Origin of the sequence: Promicromonospora sp. NPDC057488, assembly GCF_042802395.1 — a bacterium.
Classification (GTDB): Bacteria; Actinomycetota; Actinomycetes; order Actinomycetales; family Cellulomonadaceae; genus Promicromonospora.
On sequence record NZ_JBHVEG010000072.1, the window covers coordinates 13,957 to 29,896 of the forward strand.

Below are 15,940 nucleotides of genomic sequence, written 5' to 3' on the forward strand. Positions count from 1 at the left end.
CGAAGATGAGGCCATGATCACGGCGGAACCCCAGTCCACCAGTGACTCTGCCGATTCGGTCCCGACCGACCTCATCGACGAGTCCAACGCCTCCTACGCCCACATCGCGCCGCCGGCCGTCCGCCGCGTCGCGACCCGCCGCGGCCTGCTCGGCGGCGGCGACGTCTCCAAGGCGCCACGCAACCTCGCCGGCTGCGAGCTCGACCCCATCTCGGGTGCCTCGAGCGGCGTCTCCTGGGACGACCCCGACGAGCTCTGAGGGACTCCGCCTCAGCGGGGCAGCCGCTCCGGTCCCACCGGGATGAGCCGCGGCATGCCCGCGGGCGCCACCTCGCTGAGCGCGAGGTAGCGCGCCTCGGCGCGGTGCAGCCGGATGTGCTCGTCGAGCGACCAGTGGGGGCCGTTCGTGAGCGTCATGCCGCAGGAGCAGTCGATCTCCTCGCGGGCACCGGGCAGGTGCCGCACCTGCCCCACGGTGACGTGGGAGGCGCGGGCGTCCGCCTTGGCGCGGTGCATCACGGCGCTCACGGGGGCATGTTCGGTCACGGCCCCCACCTTAGTTCGGCCGGGCGGGCTCAGTGGGCGGCGTGGGTGCGGTCCAGGGCCTGCAGCACGTCGTCCAGCAGGTCCGTCACGTCCTCCAGGCCGACCGACAGGCGCACGATCGCCGGCGAGACCTCGGCCTCCGTGCCCCGCACCGACGCGTGGGTCATCGCGCTCGGGTAGTTGACCAGCGACTCGACGCCGCCGAGCGACTCCGCCAGCAGGAACACCTCGGTCGACTCCGCGAAGGTGCGGGCCGCCGCCTCACCGCCGGCGAGCTCCAGCGAGATCATGCCGCCGAACCGCGACATCTGGTGCGCGGCGATCTTGTGGCCGGGGTGGTCGGGCAGGCCCGGGTACAGCACGCGCGCGACGGCGGGGTGGTGCACCAGGCGCTCGGCCAGCGTCTGGGCCGTCTCGGAGTGGCGCTGCATGCGCACCGAAAGCGTCTTGATGCCGCGGGTGGTCAGGAACGCGTCGAACGGGCTGGAGACGGCGCCCGCGGCGAACTGCACGTAGCGCACCTGCTCGGCGAGCTCGTCGGCTCCCGCCTTGACGACCACGGCGCCGCCCACGACGTCGGAGTGCCCGCCGAGGTACTTGGTCGTGGAGTGCACCACGACGTCGGCACCCAGGTCGAGCGGGCGCTGCAGCGCGGGGGAGGCGAACGTGTTGTCGACCACCAGGAGCAGGCCGTTCTCGTGCGCCAGCTCGGCCAGCGCCGGGATGTCGCTGATCTTCATCAGCGGGTTCGACGGCGTCTCGACCCACAGCACCTTGGACTCCGGCCGGATCGCGGCGCGCACGGCGTCGAGGTCGGCGGTGTCGACGGTCGTGTGCCCCACGCCCGCCTTGCCGTGGACGGTGCGGATCAGGCGGTGCGTGCCGCCGTAGACGTCGTTCGGCACGAGCACGTGGTCGCCGGGCGCGACGACGGCGCGCAGCAGGGCGTCCTCGGCGGCCAGGCCGGACGCGAACGAGATGCCGTGCGCGCCGCCCTCGATCGCCGCGAGCTGCTCCTCCAGGGCCGTGCGCGTGGGGTTGCCGCCGCGCGAGTACTCGTAGCCGCCGCGCAGGCCGCCGATGCCGTCCTGCGCGTAGGTGGAGGTGACGTGGATCGCGGGGATCGCGTCGCCGGTGGTCGGGTCGGTGTGCTGTCCCGCGTGGATGGCGAGCGTGTCGAAACGGCTGGGTCGGGCGTCGGTCATGGGAGGTCAGGTCTCTCTTCGAAGGGTGCGAGCGGTTCAGACCGCGAGGTAGTCGAGCAGGTCGGAGCGGGAGACCACGCCGAGGGCCTTGCCGCCGTCGGTGACGAGCAGTGCGGTCTCGTCGGCGAGGGCCGCGCGCAGCGTCCCGACCGGTTCGTTGACGCCGATGAGCTGCAGGGGGCGGCCGATCAGCCCGCCCACCTCGTCCGACAGGTTCGCCTTGCCGGCGAACACCCCGTCGAGCAGCTCGTCCTCGTGCACGGCGCCGGCGATCTCGCCGAGCACCACGGGCGGTTCCGCGGTCAGCACGAGCAGCTGGGAGACGCCGGACCGGGTCATGCGGTCGATCGCCTCCCGCACCGTGTCGGTCTGGTGCACGTAGAGCAGGGGCGGGGTGCGGTCGGCCTTGGCGGCCAGCACGTCCGCGACGGTGTGGTCCTCGATCGCGGGCGCGAACCCGTAGGACCGCATCCAGGTGTCGTTGAAGATCTTGCCGAGGTAGCCACGGCCGCCGTCGGGCAGCAGGACCACGACGACGTCGTCCTCGGTCAGGTCGCGGGCGGCCCGCAGGGCCGCGACCACGGCCATGCCGCTGGAGCCGCCCACGAGGATGCCCTCCTCCCGGGCGAGCCGGCGGGTCATCGCGAACGACTCGGCGTCGCTCACCGCGATGATCTCGTGCGGCACGCTCGGGTCGTAGGCGGACGGCCAGAAGTCCTCGCCCACGCCCTCGACCAGGTAGGGGCGGCCGGTGCCGCCGGAGTAGACCGACCCCTCGGGGTCGGCGCCGACGATGCGCACCCGGTCGCCCGAGACCTCACGCAGGTAGCGGCCGGTACCGGTGATGGTGCCGCCGGTGCCGACGCCGGCCACGAAGTGCGTCACGCGGCCGTCGGTGTCCCGCCAGATCTCCGGGCCCGTGGTCTCGTAGTGCGACCGGGGGCCGTTCGGGTTGGAGTACTGGTCGGGCTTGAAGGCGCCGGGGATCTCGCGCACCAGCCGGTCGCTCACCGAGTAGTACGACTCGGGGCTGTCGGGCGCGACCGCCGTCGGCGTCACGACCACCTCGGCGCCGTACGCGGTCAGCACGTTGCGCTTGTCCTCGCCCACCTTGTCGGGCAGCACGAAGACGCAGCGGTAGCCGCGCTGCTGGGCCACCAGGGCCAGGCCGACGCCGGTGTTGCCGGACGTGGGCTCGACGATGGTGCCGCCGGGCAGGAGCTTGCCCTCGCGCTCGGCCGCGTCGATGATGCGGCCCGCGATGCGGTCCTTCGAGGAGCCGCCGGGGTTGAGGTACTCGAGCTTGACCAGCACGGTTGCGCTGGTGACGCCCTCGGTCACCTGGGTGAGCCGAACCAGAGGGGTGTTGCCGACGAGGTCAACGACAGAATTGACGTACTGCACCTGTTTCTCTTCCTGTTCTGCACGCGCGACGGCGCGCGTGGGGGACTGACGGACCGGGTGGGGTGGTCAGTGACAGCAACAGGAGAGGTGTGCGAGCACGTCGCAACTGTAGCGGCGCGGGCCGCTCAGTGCGAGTGCGCGATGCCCAGCTCGTGCATGCGCTCGTGCTCCTCACGCTCCTTGATGCGCTGCGCGATCCGCGCCTGGACCTCGGCCCGGCGCAGCGGCGGCACGGTCTTGGGCGGCTGGCGGCGCTCGGGCAGCTCGTCGAGCAGGCGCGTCACGATGTCCGCGATCTCCGCCGTGGCCTGTTCCACCGGGTCGCGGGTGGCGTCGCTCACCTTGGTCACGCCCGTGACCTTACGCACGAACTGCAGTGCGGCGGCGGTGATCTCCTCGTCGGTGGCGGCCGGTTCGAGGCCGCGCAGCGTGGTGATGTTTCGGCACATGCTCCGACCGTACGCCGGACGGCGCCCCCGGGGGAGGGCGCCGTCCGGTGTCGTGCTCCGGGTGTGACCGGTGGGATCAGTGCCCGCCGGAGGTCTCGCGCAGCCCCTTGACGGGGATCGTGGCGGCGATCGCCGCGGACACCACGGCCATGCCGCAGCCGAGCAGCAGGGCCACGCGGAACCCGCCCTCGGTGGGCAGGGTGTGCTCGCCGAAGGTGGTGCTCATCCGGGCCAGCACCACGCCGATCACGGCGGCGGACACCGAGGTGCCGATGGACCGCATGAGCGCGTTGAAGCCGTTCGCGGCGGCCTTCTCGGAGGCCGGGACGGAGCCGAGGATGATCGCGGGCAGCGCGCCGTAGGCGAAGCCCACGCCGGCCGCCGCGACGAACGCCGTCGCCGACAGGCCCACGAGCGTGTCCATGAACAGCGTGGACAGGCCGTAGCCGACCGCCATGACGAGGCCGCCCAGCACCAGCGTCGTCTTGGGGCCGCGGGCCCTGGTGATGCGCGCGCCCACCGGCGACATGAGGGTCATCGCGATGCCCGACGGTGCCATCCACAGGCCCATCTGCAGCATGGACTGGCCCAGGCCGAACCCGGTCGCGGCCGGCGCCTGCATGAGCTGCGGCAGGATCAGCGACTGCGCGTACATGGCGAACCCGATCATGATCGAGGCCACGTTGGTGAGCAGCACGGCGGGGCGCGCGGTGGTGCGCAGGTCGACCAGCGCGGCGGGCGTGCGCAGCTCCCACCAGCCCCAGGCCAGGAGCACGACCGCGGAGCCGATGAACAGGCCGAGCACGAGCGGGCTCGCCCAGCCCCACTCGGCGCCCTTGGAGACGGCGAGCAGCAGGGCCACGAGGCCCGCGGCCAGGCCGAGCACGCCCACGTAGTCGAACGGGGCGCGCACCCGCGCCTCGGTCGCCGGGGCGGGGATCGCCCGCCAGACGACGACGCCGACCACGACGGCGCAGACGGCGATGAGCCAGAACAGGATGCGCCAGCTCGCGAACTCGGCGACGGCGGCGGCGAACGGCAGGCCGAGGGCGCCGCCGATGCCGAGCGACGAGCTCATCAGGGAGATGGCGCCGGCGGTGCGCTCCTTGGGCAGCAGGTCGTGCAGCATGCTGATGCCGAGCGGGATGAACCCGGTGGCCAGCCCCTGCAGGCCGCGGCCGGTGACCATGACGGGCACCGTCGTGGCCACGGCGCAGACCGCCGACCCGAGGGCCAGCGGCACCAGCGAGACCAGGATCATCTTCTTCTTGCCGTACAGGTCGCCGAGCCGGCCGGAGACCGGCGTGCAGATGGCGCCGACGAGCAGCGTGATGGTGATGACCCAGGACGTGTCGGACGCCGGGGCGTCGAAGATGGTCGGCAGCGTGGCGATGATCGGGACCACGAGGGTCTGGGTCATCGCGACCACGATGCCGCCGATCGCGAGGATGGCGACGATGCGGTTCGGGTGGATCGCCGGGGCGGTGGCCCCGGTCTCGGGCGGTGGTGCTGGGCGGGACGCGGTGGTCGTCACGAGTCTCCTCGAAAGATTGCTGTGCATCATGCACATTGGGGTTCGGCCTCAGGATGCCATATCTTGTGCATCATGCATAGGCAATAGTCCGTGCGGGATCGGAGGAAGACGACGATGACGTCCGCGATCGACGAGATCGAGTACGAGGGCATGCTGTTCGGCCGGCACCTGGCCGCCCTGCCCGCGGGCCGCACGCGCCGCAAGGGCGGGCTGCTCGACCAGAGCGCGTACACGCTGCTCAGCCTGCTCGACGCCGGGGGGCCGGCCAGCCTCGCCGAGCTCGCGGCCGCCACCGGCCTCGACGTCTCGACCCTGAACCGGCAGACGGCGGCGCTGCGCCGCTCGGGGCTGGCCGAGCGCTTCGACGACCCGGACGGCGGGCAGGCCCGCAAGCTGCGACTCTCCGCGGAAGGCGCCCGGCTGCTCGGCGAGGAACGCGCGGCCAGCCGGGAGCTGCTGGCCGAGCTGCTGCACGAGTGGTCGGAGGCGGACCGCGCCCGGTTCGGCGAGCTGCTGGGCCGCTACAACCGCGTCATCGAGGACCGCTCGAAGCGGCACTGGCCGCGGCCCTGACGCGCGCCCTCCCCGCGGGGACTGTGTTGAGCACAGCAGCTGCTGCCGGGCGGGCCGGTCTGCTGGCAGCAACTGCTGTGGTCAACGATGGGAATCGTCGTGGCGGGGTGATGCGGTCGTGGGGCAGGGTGGGCGCATGAGCGCACCCAGCGATGCCGACGCCGGCTCCCGTCCCGACGCCACGCCTGTCACCGGGGCCGACGTCGGCCCCGGCCCGTGACCAGCGTGCGCGAGGCCGGCGCCGAGGACTGGCCCGCCATCTGGCCCATCGTGGAAGAGGTCGTGCGCGCGGCCGACACGTTCGCCTACGACCCCGCCATGGGCGAGGCCGACGCCCGCGCAGGCTGGCTGGAGGCCCCGCGGCGCGTGGTGGTCGCGGTGCGCGACGGCGTCGTGGTCGGCACCGCGAACATGTACCCCAACCGGCCGGGACCCGGCAGCCACATCGCGTCGGGCAGCATCATGGTCGACCGTGCGGTGCGCGGCTCCGGCGCCGGGCGTGCCCTGGTCCAGGACATGATCGCCTGGGCCGCCCGCGAGGGCTTCGCTGCGATCCAGTTCAACGCCGTGGTCGACACCAACGCCGCCGCCGTCCACCTGTACGAGAGCCTCGGCTTCGTCACCCTCGGCGTCGCGCCGGGGGCGTTCCGCCACCCGGAGCTGGGCGACGTCGGCCTGCGGATCATGTGGCGGGACCTGAGCGACCTGCGGGGCGCCCCCACCGGGGGCGAGGCCTGATGCGCTGCTCCGTCAACGTCCCCAACTTCGGCGACTTCGCCGACGCCCGCGCCGTCGCGACCGTCGCCCGCGCGGCCGAGGACGCCGGCTGGGACGGCCTGTTCGTCTGGGACCACGTGGTCCACCGCAAGGAGGCGCGCCGCGGCCAGCCGTTCGGCGACCCGTGGATGCTGCTCACCGCGGCGGCGCTCGCGACGTCGACGATCCGGCTGGGCACGCTGGTCACCCCGGTGGCGCGGCGCCGGCCCGAGCAGCTCGCCCGGCAGGTCGCGACGCTGGACGCCCTCAGCGGCGGCCGCGTCGTCTTCGGCGCGGGGCTGGGCGGGCCGGTCGAGGACGAGTTCGGCAGCTTCGGCGACGAGACCGACCCCGTGGTGCTCGCGGAGAAGCTGGACGAGGGTCTCGGCCTGCTGGCCCGCTACTGGGCGGGGGAGCGCGTGGACCACGACGGGCCGCACTACCGCGTGCGCGACGTCGAGATCCTCCCGGCCACCGTGCAGCGGCCCCGGCCGCCGGTGTGGGTGGGCGGGTTCTGGCCCGCGCGCCGGCCGTTCCGGCGCGCCGCGAGGTGGGACGGCGTCGTGCCGCTGTTCGCGTCCGGGCACGGGGTGCCGCCCACGCCTGGCGAGGTCCGCGAGGTCGCCGGGTACGTGACGGAGCACCGCACGACGGCGCAGGGTTCGTCCGGCGGCGTCCCCTCGTCAGACGGTGGTCCGTTCGAGGTCGTCGTCGGCGGGCTGACGACGCCGGAGGCGGCGACCGATGTCGTCGGCCCGCTGGTCGAGGCCGGGGCGACCTGGTGGGACGAGCGCGGCCTGTACGAGTCGCCGGACCTGTACTCCCTGCCGGCGGTGCTGCGCCGGGTCGAGGCGGGTCCGCCCCGGCTGTGATGCTGGTCGGCGAGTTCGGCAGTTCTGCTGACGTCGGCAGTCTGCATCGAGGTCGGCACAGGGCTGTGCCGACCTCGATGCCAACTGCCGACTTTGTGCGACAAACTGCCGACTCTGCGGCGCAAACTGCCGACCTGGACGTGATCGGCTGATCTCTGGGATGCCGACTGCCGCCTCAGCCCGGCTGCTCCGCGTTCCAGCGCGCGATGTCGGCGTCCGTCACCTCGACCGGGCCGGTGGCCGGCTGCGTGACGCGGATGTGGTTGCCGAACGGGTCGCGCAGGGCGCAGTCGATGCCGTACGGCTGCTCGACCGGCTCCTCGGTGAACTCGACGCCCTTGGCGCTGAGCTCGGCGTAGGTGCGGCGGCAGTCGTCGGTGGTGAGGATGCACGCGACGCCGAGTGCCCCCTTGGTCACCAGGTCCCGGACCTGGGCCGCCACCTCCTCGCTCAGCGACGGCGGGCCCGGCACCTCCAGGAGCAGGTGGCGGTCGGGGTCCTCGGGCAGGGAGATGGTCAGCCAGCGCATGAAGCCCATGTCGACGTCGTTGCTGACCTCGAACCCGAGCTTGCCGACGTAGAAGTCCAGGGCCTCGTCCTGGTCGAGCACGGTCACGGCGGTGATGGAGATGTTCTTGAACATGTTCTCCACGCTAGGACTGCCCCGGCCCGGTGCGCTTCTCCGAAACTGCTCGGCCGGAGAAGCTGCTCAGCCCGCGGGCCGCATCCAGCTCTTGACGAAGCAGACGGGCGCGGCCACCGGCCGCGTCCGGCGCCGGTACTCCGTCGGCGAGACGCCGACGACGTCGCGGAACGTGCGGCTGAACGTGCCCAGGCTGTTGGAGCCCACCTGCAGCGCGATCTCCGTCACCGGCGTGGCCGTGTTGCGCAGCAGTGCCATCGCGCGCTCCAGCCGGCGTCGCTGCAGGTAGTGGTGCGGCGTCTCGCCGAACGTCGCGCGGAAGCTGCGGCTGAAGTGGGACGGCGAGACGTGCGCTATGCGAGCCAGCGTCGGCACGTCGAGCGGCCGGGCGTAGTCGCGGTCGATGGCGTCCCGGGCGCGCAGCAGCAGCCGGTTGTCGCGCTCGTGCGGGGACATCAGCGCTCCTCTCCGAGGAACACCGCGTACCCGTCCAGGAGTCGGGCCAGGCCGAACTCGAACAGGGTGTCGAGCGTGAGGTCGACGTCGGCCGACGTCGCCTCCACCAGGTGCGGGTGGCGGCGCGGGTCGACGGCGGCCTGGAGGTCGGGCAGGGTGCGGTCCATCCACTCCTCGTCGGTCAGCCCGTCGTCCTTGCGGGCCTGCGCCGCCGGCTCGATGCCCACCCCGAGCCCGCGCACGAGCTGGAAGACCGACACGGTCAGGTGCATCCGCGTGTCGAGGTCCAGCCGCCGGCCGGGCAGCTCGCCGAATGCGCCGAGCAGGGCCTCGGTGTGCGCGATGCCGTGCGGCAGCACCTGCGGCCGCGTCATCGACATGACGTGCGCGGCCCACGGGTGGCGCTGGAACGCGGCCCACATGGTGCGGGCGCACACCTCGGCGCGGGCCCGCCAGCCGTCCGGCAGCGGGTCGGGGAGCGGCGAGGTGGCGTACACGGTGTCGAGCATCCGGGCCAGCAGCTCCTCCCGGCCCCGGACGTACCGGTACAGCGACATCGTGGGGATACCCAGGTCGGTCGCGATCCGCCGCATGGACAGCCCGCCCAGCCCCTCGGCGTCCGCCGTCGCCATGGCCAGGCGGACGACGTCGTCCACGGTGGGGGCGCTCGCGGCGGACGCCGCCGTGCCGGGGCGGGCCGCGCCGGCGCCGTTCGCGCCCGCGGCCACCACGGTGCCCACGCCGCGGCGCACCTCGACGAGCCCGTCGCGGCGCAGCGCGTCCAGCACCCGGCTCGCGGTGGCCATGGCCACGCCGTGCTCGGCGACGATGCGGCGCGTGGACGGGACCGGGGCGCCAGGGGCGAGCTCGCCCGACCGGATGCGGCCCCGGATCTCGTCGGCGATGCGCTCGGACGGTGTGGTCATCCTCGGCTCCCTGTACTAGTGCGGTCGCGGGCCTGTTTCCTGCGCCGCGACCCTGTGGCCTGGGCGTTCGCGAGGTGCACTACCTGGTGTACTACCCCGCTCTTTACCCAGCATAGGGCGCTTCGTACGGTGTACGAAGCGCCTCACCGAAACGCCTCGGCGGGGAACCTTCGAACCAGGGAGCAGCCATGACCCACGTCCTCGTCTCCGGCGCCAGTGTCGCCGGACCCGCCCTCGCCTTCTGGCTCCGCCGCTACGGCTTCGACGTCACCGTGGTCGAGCGGTCGGCCGGGCCCCGGCCGGGCGGCCAGGGCATCGACGTCCGCGGCGCCGCGCGGACCGTGCTGGACCGCATGGGCCTCACCGAGCAGGTCCGCGCCGCCCACACGGGCGTGCGCGGCATCGCCTACCTCGACGCCGCGGGGCGGCGCACCATGGAGCTGCCCGCCGAGATGTTCGGCCACTCGGGCGGCGTCATCGCCGACATCGAGATCCTGCGCGGCGACCTCATGCGGATCATCATGGACGCCGCCGAGGGTGTCGAGTACCTGTACGACGACAGCATCACGGCGCTCGACCAGCGCCCCGACGGCGTCGACGTCACCTTCGAGCGGTCCGCCCCGCGCCGGTTCGACCTCGTGGTGGGCGCGGACGGCGTCTTCTCCACCACGCGGCGCCTGGCCTTCGACGGCGCCTGGCGGGCGGTCGACTCCGGCTACCACCGCGCCGTCTTCACGGCCGAACCGGCGGGCAGCGCCGACACCTGGGGTCTCGACGGCTGGGAGCTGCTGTACTCGATGCCGGCCGGCAACGGCGTCGGCGGGCGCAACGTGCTGCTCTACCCGGCGCACGGCGGGGGGCGCGGCATGGTCCACTTCGCCGGGGACCCCGTCGAGTACGACCGGCGCGACATCGCCGGGCAGAAGCGCCTGGTCGCCGGCGTGCTGGCGGGGGAGGGCTGGGAGGTGCCGCGCCTCCTGGAGGCGATGGAGCGCGCCGACGACTTCTACTTCGACCGGCACGTGAAGATCGAGATGCCGTCGTGGCACCGCGGGCGGGTCGCGCTCCTGGGCGACGCCTGCACCGCCGGGTCCGTCGGGATGGGCACCTCGCTGGCTCTGGTGGGCGCGTACGTGCTGGCGGGCGAGCTCGCGCGGGCCGACGGCGACCCCGCCGTCGCCTTCCCGGCCTACGAGGCGACGGTGCGGCCGTACGCCGCCGTCAACATGAAGCAGCTGCCGGGCGGCGCGCGTGGGTTCCTGCCGCCGTCGCGGTTCGAGATCAAGGCGCGCACCGCGGTGATGGGCGCCCTGCTGAAGACCCCGCTCGCGGGAATGATGATGGGCGGCATCGACAAGGCGGTCGACCAGATCGACCTCCCGGACTACGCGGCCCTGGCGGTCGGTCGCTGACCGGGATTCAGCAGGCTGTCCGCGACCGCATCGACGCCGGACGCGGTCGCCGACGGCCTGCTGAGTCCCGACTCAGCCCAGGAGACCTTGACGACCCGGTGATCAAGTGATTTAGTCACTTGCCATGACTCAAGGTAGAGCCTCCTTCTCCGAGCAGCTCGCGGACGACATCGTCCAGCTGATCCGCTCCGAGAGCCTCGGCCCCGGCGACGTGCTGGAGTCCTCCCGCGACCTGGCCAAGCGGTTCGCCGTCACCACGCCCACGGTGCGGGAGGCCCTGCGGCGGCTGGAGGCCACCGGCGTGGTCGAGCTGCGGCACGGCTCCGGCACCTACATCGGCCCGGGCCTCGAGCGGTCCGTGCTGGCCAACCCGCACCGGCCGCACATCACGCGCTCCTCGGTGATCGAGCTGGTCCAGGCCCGCCTGGTGATCGAGCCCGGCATCGCGGCGCTCGCCGCGAGCGCCCGCGACGCCGCCGCCCTGCAGCGGCTGGAGGCCGCGGCGGCGACGGCGTTGCAGCCGCCGGTCCACGGGTTCCGGCCGGCGCTGAACTTCCACGTGGAGCTGGCGTCGGCGTCGGGCAACGGGCTGCTGCGCGAGACGGTGGAGGCGCTGCTGCACGTGCGGGCCTCGGAGCAGACGGAGATCCGGTTCCGGTACGACGACCGGCAGCGCGACCACGCGGAGCACCTGGAGATCCTGGCGGCGGTGCGCGACGGCGACGGCGGGGCCGCCGAGCGGCTGACCCGGGAGCACCTGACCACCATCCGGCAGTCGCTGGAGGCGGCGGACTTCGGCGAGGCAGCACCGTGAGCGCCCCGTTCCGCCTCGCGGAGATGACCACCGCGGAGGCGGCGGACGCCGTCGCGCGCGGCACGGTCGTGCTGATCCCGGCCGGAGCGCTGGAGCAGCACGGCCCGGGCATGGCGCTCGGGACCGACCTGGTGCGGGCCGAGGGCGTGGTGGCGCAGGTCGCCGCGAACCTGCCCGGCCGCGTGGTGGTGGGGCCGTCGATCCCCGTGGGGGTCTCGCCGCACCACATGGCGTTCGCGGGCACGGTCACGCTGACGACGACGACGTTCGCCGCCGTCGTGCGGGAGTACGTGACCAGCCTGCACCGGCACGGCTGGACCCGGTTCCTCGTGGTCACCGGGCACGGGGGCAACAACGCGACGCTGACGACGGTGGCGCAGGACCTCCTGGTGTCCCACCCCGGGATCCAGCTCGCCTGGTCGCCGCTGACGTCGCTCGCGGGCGACGCCGTGGCAGCCATGGAGCCCAGCGCCGTGCACGGGCACTCCGGCGAGGCCGAGACGGCGCAGATGCTGCACCTCGCGCCGCACCTGGTGCACACCGACCGGCTGCGGCCGGGCACCACCAGCCCGGACCAGCTCGACGACGTCTCCCGCACGGCGCGCCGGTACGCGCAGCCCGCCCTGACCCTGCCGTACGACCGGCTCAGCCCCAACGGCGTGCTCGGCGACCCGCGCCGCGCCACCGCCGAGGACGGCGCCGCGATCGTGAAGGCGATCGTCGACCGCATCACCACGTTCCTGACGGAGTGGCCGCCCGCGTAGCGCCGGCACACCACCGAACAAGCAACCCCACCGCACGCACCTGGCCCGCCAGGTGTCCGCCCCGCCATGCCCGCACACGGCCTGGCGCCCAGAAAGGACTCGCATGTCAACGACGACAGCATCACCCCGACCCGCGCCCCACGGCCGACGGCGGCCGGGCCGGCGCGCCGCGCTCCTGACCGCGCTGGCGCTCGCGGCCTCCGGCCTGGCCGGACCGGTCGGCGCCACGACGGCGGCGGCCGCGCCCGCACAGGCCGCACCAGCCACGTACCTTCAGGCCGACGCCGCCACCCCGGCGTCGGCCCACCCCGACCGCGCCGGGCGCAACCCGCTGCGCTCCGCGGGCTGCGGCACCGACCCCGGCCAGGCGCCGGGCAGCAGCGTGCTGCGCACCCTGACCAGCGACGGCCGCGAGCGCACCGTGCAGCTCCACCTGCCGGACGGCTACCGCAGCGACCGGGCGTGGCCCGTGGTCCTGGTCTTCCACGGCCGGGGCAACACGGGCGCGGGCACGGAGGCGTTCTCCGGGCTGGACGCGCTGCCCGCGATCGTCGCGTACGGCAACGGCGTGGTCGGTACCGGCGACGGCGACCGGCAGGCCTGGGAGGGCGCGCCGTACGCGGCCCCCGGCGTCGACGACGTGGCGTACACGAACGACCTGCTGGACACCCTGGAGCAGGACCTGTGCGTGGACCCGCGGCGCGTGTACGCGACCGGCAAGTCCAACGGCGCGGGCTTCACGGGCATCCTGGCGTGCGAGCTGTCGGACCGGATCGCGGCGATAGCCCCGGTGGCCGCCGCGTTCTACGGCACGGGTCACCCGGACTGCGACCCGGCGCGGCCGGTGCCGGTCATCGACTTCCACGGCACGGACGACGTGACCATCCCGTACGCGGGCGACCCGGACCGCGGCCTGCCCGCGATCGAGGACTGGGTGGGCGGCTGGGTCGCGCGCAACGGCTGCGCCGCGGGGCCCGACGTCGAGGAGACGGCGTTCGATGTGACCACGACCCGCTGGACGGGCTGTGACCGGGGCGCCGAGGTGACGCACGTGGCCGTGCTCGGCGGAGGGCACACCTGGCCGGGGGAGGACAGCTACTCCGGCGGCGGGTACGCGACGCACAGCATCGAGGCCCACGAGGTGCTGTGGGAGTTCCTGGGTGACGAGCGGCTGCCGGCACGGTTCCTCACGGGCCACGGCGCGCGCGGCACGGCCGGGGCGGCGGCATGACCGCGACCTCGAAGCAGACCGCTCCCGGCACCGAGCCGGACCGCCTGCCCCGCGTGCTGCGGGCGCTCGCCGTCGTCGAGCGGCTGGGCAACGCCCTGCCGCACCCGTTCTGGCTGTTCTGGATCCTGGCGGCGATCCTCGGCGTGACCAGCGCCGGGCTGGCCGCGGCGGGCGTGTCCGTGGTGTCGCCCGCCGACGGCGAGACCGTCGTGGTGCAGAACCTGCTCAGCGGCGCGGGCCTGGCCATGGCCGTGTCCACCGCCGTGGACAACTTCGCGACGTTCGGGCCGATGGGCACCATCGTCGTGGTCATCATGGGTGTCGCCATCGCGGAGCGCACCGGGTTCCTGTCGGCGGCGATGAAGGTCTCGGTCTCCCGGGTGCCGGTCGGCTGGGTCGTGTTCGCCGTCGCGTTCGCGGGCACCGTCTCGCACGTCGCGAGCGCCGCGGCGTACATCATCCTGGTGCCGCTGGGCGGGCTGGCGTTCCGGGCGGTGGGCAAGTCACCGATCCTCGGTGTCGTCGTCGCGTACACGTCGATCGCGTCCGGGTACGACGCGAGCCCGGTCCCGACGCCGAACGACGCGATCTTCGCGGGCATCACCACGGAGGCGGCGCGGATCATCGACCCGAACGCGTACGTGTCGCCGGTGAGCAACTGGTTCTTCAACATCGGCTCCTCGCTGCTGCTGGCGATCGTGATCACCCTGGTCACGAACCTGGTGCTGGCCAAGCGGCCCGACCTGGACGCGGACCCGGACGCCGACCTGGACGACGTCGCGGGCCTCGAGCTCTCGCCGCGGGACCGGAGGGCGCTGCGGGCCGCGCTGCTGTCCGGCCTGGCCGCGATCGTGCTGATCGCCGTGGTGGTGCTGCTGCCGTCGTCCCCGCTGCGGGGCGAGGGCGGGAGCCTGACGGAGTCGCCGTTCCTGGACGGGATCGCGGCGATCGTCGCCGTGCTGTTCGCGCTGGTCGGCATCGTGTACGGGTGGCGGTCCGGGGAGATCACTACGGCGGGCGACGTGCCGAGGCTGATGGCCGAGGGCGTGCGGCAGATGGCGCCGGTCCTCGTGCTGTTCTTCGCCATCGCGCAGTTCCTGGCGTACTTCGACTGGACCCACATCGGCGACGTCATCGCCGTGAACTCGGCCGAGGCGCTGGAGACCAGCGGCGTGCCGATCTGGGTGGTGTTCCTGGCGATCCTCGCGCTGCTGTCCGTGGTGAACGTGCTCGTGACCAGCGGCTCGGCCATGTGGGCCATCGCGGCGCCCGTCGTCGTACCCATGCTGATGCTGCTCGACGTGCCCGCCGAGACCACGCAGGCGCTGTTCCGCATCGCCGACTCCGGGTCCACGGCGATCACGCCGATGAGCCCGTACTTCATCATGGCGCTCGGGTTCCTGCAGCGGTACCGCAAGGATGCCGGCATCGGCACCCTGGCCTCGTACACGCTGCCGCTCGCGGTCTGCATGACGCTGGCCTGGACCGCGCTTTTCTTCGCCTGGTGGGCGCTGGGCATCCCGCTCGGGCCGGGGGCGCCGGTGCGCTGACGCCCGTGCGCCGACGCACACCTGGCCCCGCCGTCGTCCCCTCACCGGGCGCGACGGCGGGGCCACGGTGATGATGTCCGGTGATGAACGCGATCCTGCTGCTGCCCGCCGGCATCGTCCTGCTCAACGTCTTCGCCCTGGCCCTGGTGCTGCTGCGGGCACCGTTGTTCAAGCTGCCGGTGTACTGGCCGATGGTGCTCAACATCGGCCTGTCCGTGGCCCCGGCCGTGGTGCTCGGCATCGGGCTGCTGCTGGTCCTCGGCATCATCACGTTCGTGCCGAACCAGGCGCTGATGCTGACCGTGATCGCGCTGGTGCTCCTGGTCTGGGTGCTGCTGCTGCCGAACGCGGCCTACCTGGTCACGGAGCTGAACTTCTCCCACCGTCGGCCCGTCGAGGACCCGGCGCCCCTCTGGTACGACATCGTCATGGTGCTGTCCCTGGCGCTGTCGGGCGTGCTGAACATGCTGATGAACGTGCTGCTGGTGCAGTTCGCCTACGTGCTGATCGTGCGGCCCAACGACGACGACCCCTACCGGCAGCCCGACTCCTGGGTGCTGGTGGGGGTCACCCTCCTGCTGGTGAGCCTGGGCATCTACCTGGGGCGGTACATCCGGTTCAACTCCTGGGACCTGCTGCACCCCGGCTCGTTCGTGCACAAGCTCGTCGAGCACTTCCGGGTGGCGGCGCACTGGCGGACGCTGGCCGGCTTCGTCGTCGTGCACACGCTGTTCTTCGGGCTGATGTACGTGCTCGTGGTCGCGCCCGTGGTGCTGATGGTGGCCGCCGTGAGCCGGTAGGGCTC

General features: G+C 73.1%; 18 protein-coding genes. 10 read left to right on the forward strand and 8 right to left on the reverse strand.

The features are described from left to right. Window positions 1-13: 13 nt before the first annotated feature. A complete protein-coding gene (locus ACFU5G_RS15960; RefSeq protein WP_020014587.1) occupies window positions 14-259 on the forward strand; it encodes a hypothetical protein in 246 nt (81 codons plus the stop codon). Between the two features lie 11 nt (window positions 260-270). On the opposite strand, the gene ACFU5G_RS15965 is transcribed toward ACFU5G_RS15960, so the two are convergent. From ACFU5G_RS15965 to ACFU5G_RS15985, 5 genes are all read right to left on the reverse strand, one after another. Next, window positions 271-528, reverse strand: coding sequence for a hypothetical protein (locus tag ACFU5G_RS15965; RefSeq protein ID WP_020014591.1), 258 nt, complete (start codon window positions 526-528; stop codon window positions 271-273). 47 nt (window positions 529-575) lie between these two features. Then, a complete protein-coding gene (locus ACFU5G_RS15970; RefSeq protein ID WP_377246430.1) occupies window positions 576-1,751 on the reverse strand; it encodes a cystathionine gamma-synthase in 1,176 nt (391 codons plus the stop codon). Window positions 1,752-1,787: 36 nt separating this feature from the next. Then, window positions 1,788-3,155: a cystathionine beta-synthase gene (locus tag ACFU5G_RS15975; RefSeq protein ID WP_377246433.1), complete on the reverse strand. Its 1,368-nt coding sequence runs from the start codon at window positions 3,153-3,155 to the stop codon at window positions 1,788-1,790. A 125-nt stretch (window positions 3,156-3,280) separates the two neighbouring features. Further along, window positions 3,281-3,604 (reverse strand): DUF2277 domain-containing protein, encoded by a 324-nt coding sequence (locus ACFU5G_RS15980; RefSeq protein ID WP_377246436.1) that lies wholly within the window; start codon window positions 3,602-3,604, stop codon window positions 3,281-3,283. 76 nt (window positions 3,605-3,680) lie between these two features. After that, complete coding sequence (locus tag ACFU5G_RS15985; RefSeq protein ID WP_377246439.1) at window positions 3,681-5,138, reverse strand: MFS transporter; 1,458 nt, start codon at window positions 5,136-5,138, stop codon at window positions 3,681-3,683. A gap of 114 nt (window positions 5,139-5,252) precedes the next feature. Here ACFU5G_RS15985 and ACFU5G_RS15990 point away from each other — a divergent pair, with 114 nt between their 5' ends. From ACFU5G_RS15990 to ACFU5G_RS16000, 3 genes are all read left to right on the forward strand, one after another. Further along, a complete protein-coding gene (locus ACFU5G_RS15990) occupies window positions 5,253-5,711 on the forward strand; it encodes a MarR family winged helix-turn-helix transcriptional regulator (RefSeq protein ID WP_377246442.1) in 459 nt (152 codons plus the stop codon). Window positions 5,712-5,927: 216 nt separating this feature from the next. Next, the gene (locus ACFU5G_RS15995; RefSeq protein WP_377246445.1) at window positions 5,928-6,449 is read left to right on the forward strand and encodes a GNAT family N-acetyltransferase; all 522 of its coding nucleotides are present in this window, start codon (window positions 5,928-5,930) and stop codon (window positions 6,447-6,449) included. Further along, window positions 6,449-7,339 carry an LLM class flavin-dependent oxidoreductase gene (locus ACFU5G_RS16000; protein ID WP_377246448.1) on the forward strand — a complete coding sequence of 297 codons (891 nt, stop codon included), beginning with the start codon at window positions 6,449-6,451 and terminating at the stop codon, window positions 7,337-7,339. Before ACFU5G_RS15995 ends, ACFU5G_RS16000 begins: the two co-directional genes overlap by 1 nt. Before the next feature lie 175 nt (window positions 7,340-7,514). Here ACFU5G_RS16000 and ACFU5G_RS16005 read toward each other — a convergent pair whose 3' ends face one another. The 3 genes from ACFU5G_RS16005 to ACFU5G_RS16015 form a co-directional block, all read right to left on the reverse strand. Then, complete coding sequence (locus ACFU5G_RS16005; protein ID WP_377246451.1) at window positions 7,515-7,982, reverse strand: VOC family protein; 468 nt, start codon at window positions 7,980-7,982, stop codon at window positions 7,515-7,517. A gap of 66 nt (window positions 7,983-8,048) precedes the next feature. Then, window positions 8,049-8,438, reverse strand: a complete 390-nt coding sequence (locus ACFU5G_RS16010) for a helix-turn-helix domain-containing protein (protein ID WP_377246454.1) — start codon at window positions 8,436-8,438, stop codon at window positions 8,049-8,051. Continuing rightward, the gene (locus ACFU5G_RS16015; protein ID WP_377246457.1) at window positions 8,438-9,364 is read right to left on the reverse strand and encodes a GntR family transcriptional regulator; all 927 of its coding nucleotides are present in this window, start codon (window positions 9,362-9,364) and stop codon (window positions 8,438-8,440) included. Before ACFU5G_RS16015 ends, ACFU5G_RS16010 begins: the two co-directional genes overlap by 1 nt. Before the next feature lie 188 nt (window positions 9,365-9,552). Between ACFU5G_RS16015 and ACFU5G_RS16020 the strand changes: the two genes are divergently transcribed. The 6 genes from ACFU5G_RS16020 to ACFU5G_RS16045 all read left to right on the forward strand — a co-directional run bounded on the left by ACFU5G_RS16020 (window position 9,553) and on the right by ACFU5G_RS16045 (window position 15,935). Next, a complete protein-coding gene (locus ACFU5G_RS16020; RefSeq protein WP_377246460.1) occupies window positions 9,553-10,776 on the forward strand; it encodes an FAD-dependent monooxygenase in 1,224 nt (407 codons plus the stop codon). 124 nt (window positions 10,777-10,900) lie between these two features. Continuing rightward, complete coding sequence (locus ACFU5G_RS16025) at window positions 10,901-11,590, forward strand: FadR/GntR family transcriptional regulator (RefSeq protein WP_377246463.1); 690 nt, start codon at window positions 10,901-10,903, stop codon at window positions 11,588-11,590. Then, on the forward strand, window positions 11,587-12,354 hold the full coding sequence (locus tag ACFU5G_RS16030) for a creatininase family protein (protein WP_377246466.1): 768 nt from the start codon (window positions 11,587-11,589) through the stop codon (window positions 12,352-12,354). Before ACFU5G_RS16025 ends, ACFU5G_RS16030 begins: the two co-directional genes overlap by 4 nt. Window positions 12,355-12,457: 103 nt before the next feature. Continuing rightward, window positions 12,458-13,585 (forward strand): alpha/beta hydrolase family esterase, encoded by a 1,128-nt coding sequence (locus tag ACFU5G_RS16035; RefSeq protein ID WP_377246469.1) that lies wholly within the window; start codon window positions 12,458-12,460, stop codon window positions 13,583-13,585. Further along, entirely contained in the window at window positions 13,582-15,135 is a 1,554-nt protein-coding gene (locus tag ACFU5G_RS16040; RefSeq protein ID WP_377246472.1) for an AbgT family transporter, read from the forward strand. The genes ACFU5G_RS16035 and ACFU5G_RS16040 overlap by 4 nt, the downstream gene beginning before the upstream one ends. A gap of 83 nt (window positions 15,136-15,218) precedes the next feature. Continuing rightward, window positions 15,219-15,935 (forward strand): DUF1361 domain-containing protein, encoded by a 717-nt coding sequence (locus ACFU5G_RS16045; protein WP_377246475.1) that lies wholly within the window; start codon window positions 15,219-15,221, stop codon window positions 15,933-15,935. The last annotated feature ends 5 nt before the right edge of the window (window positions 15,936-15,940 follow it).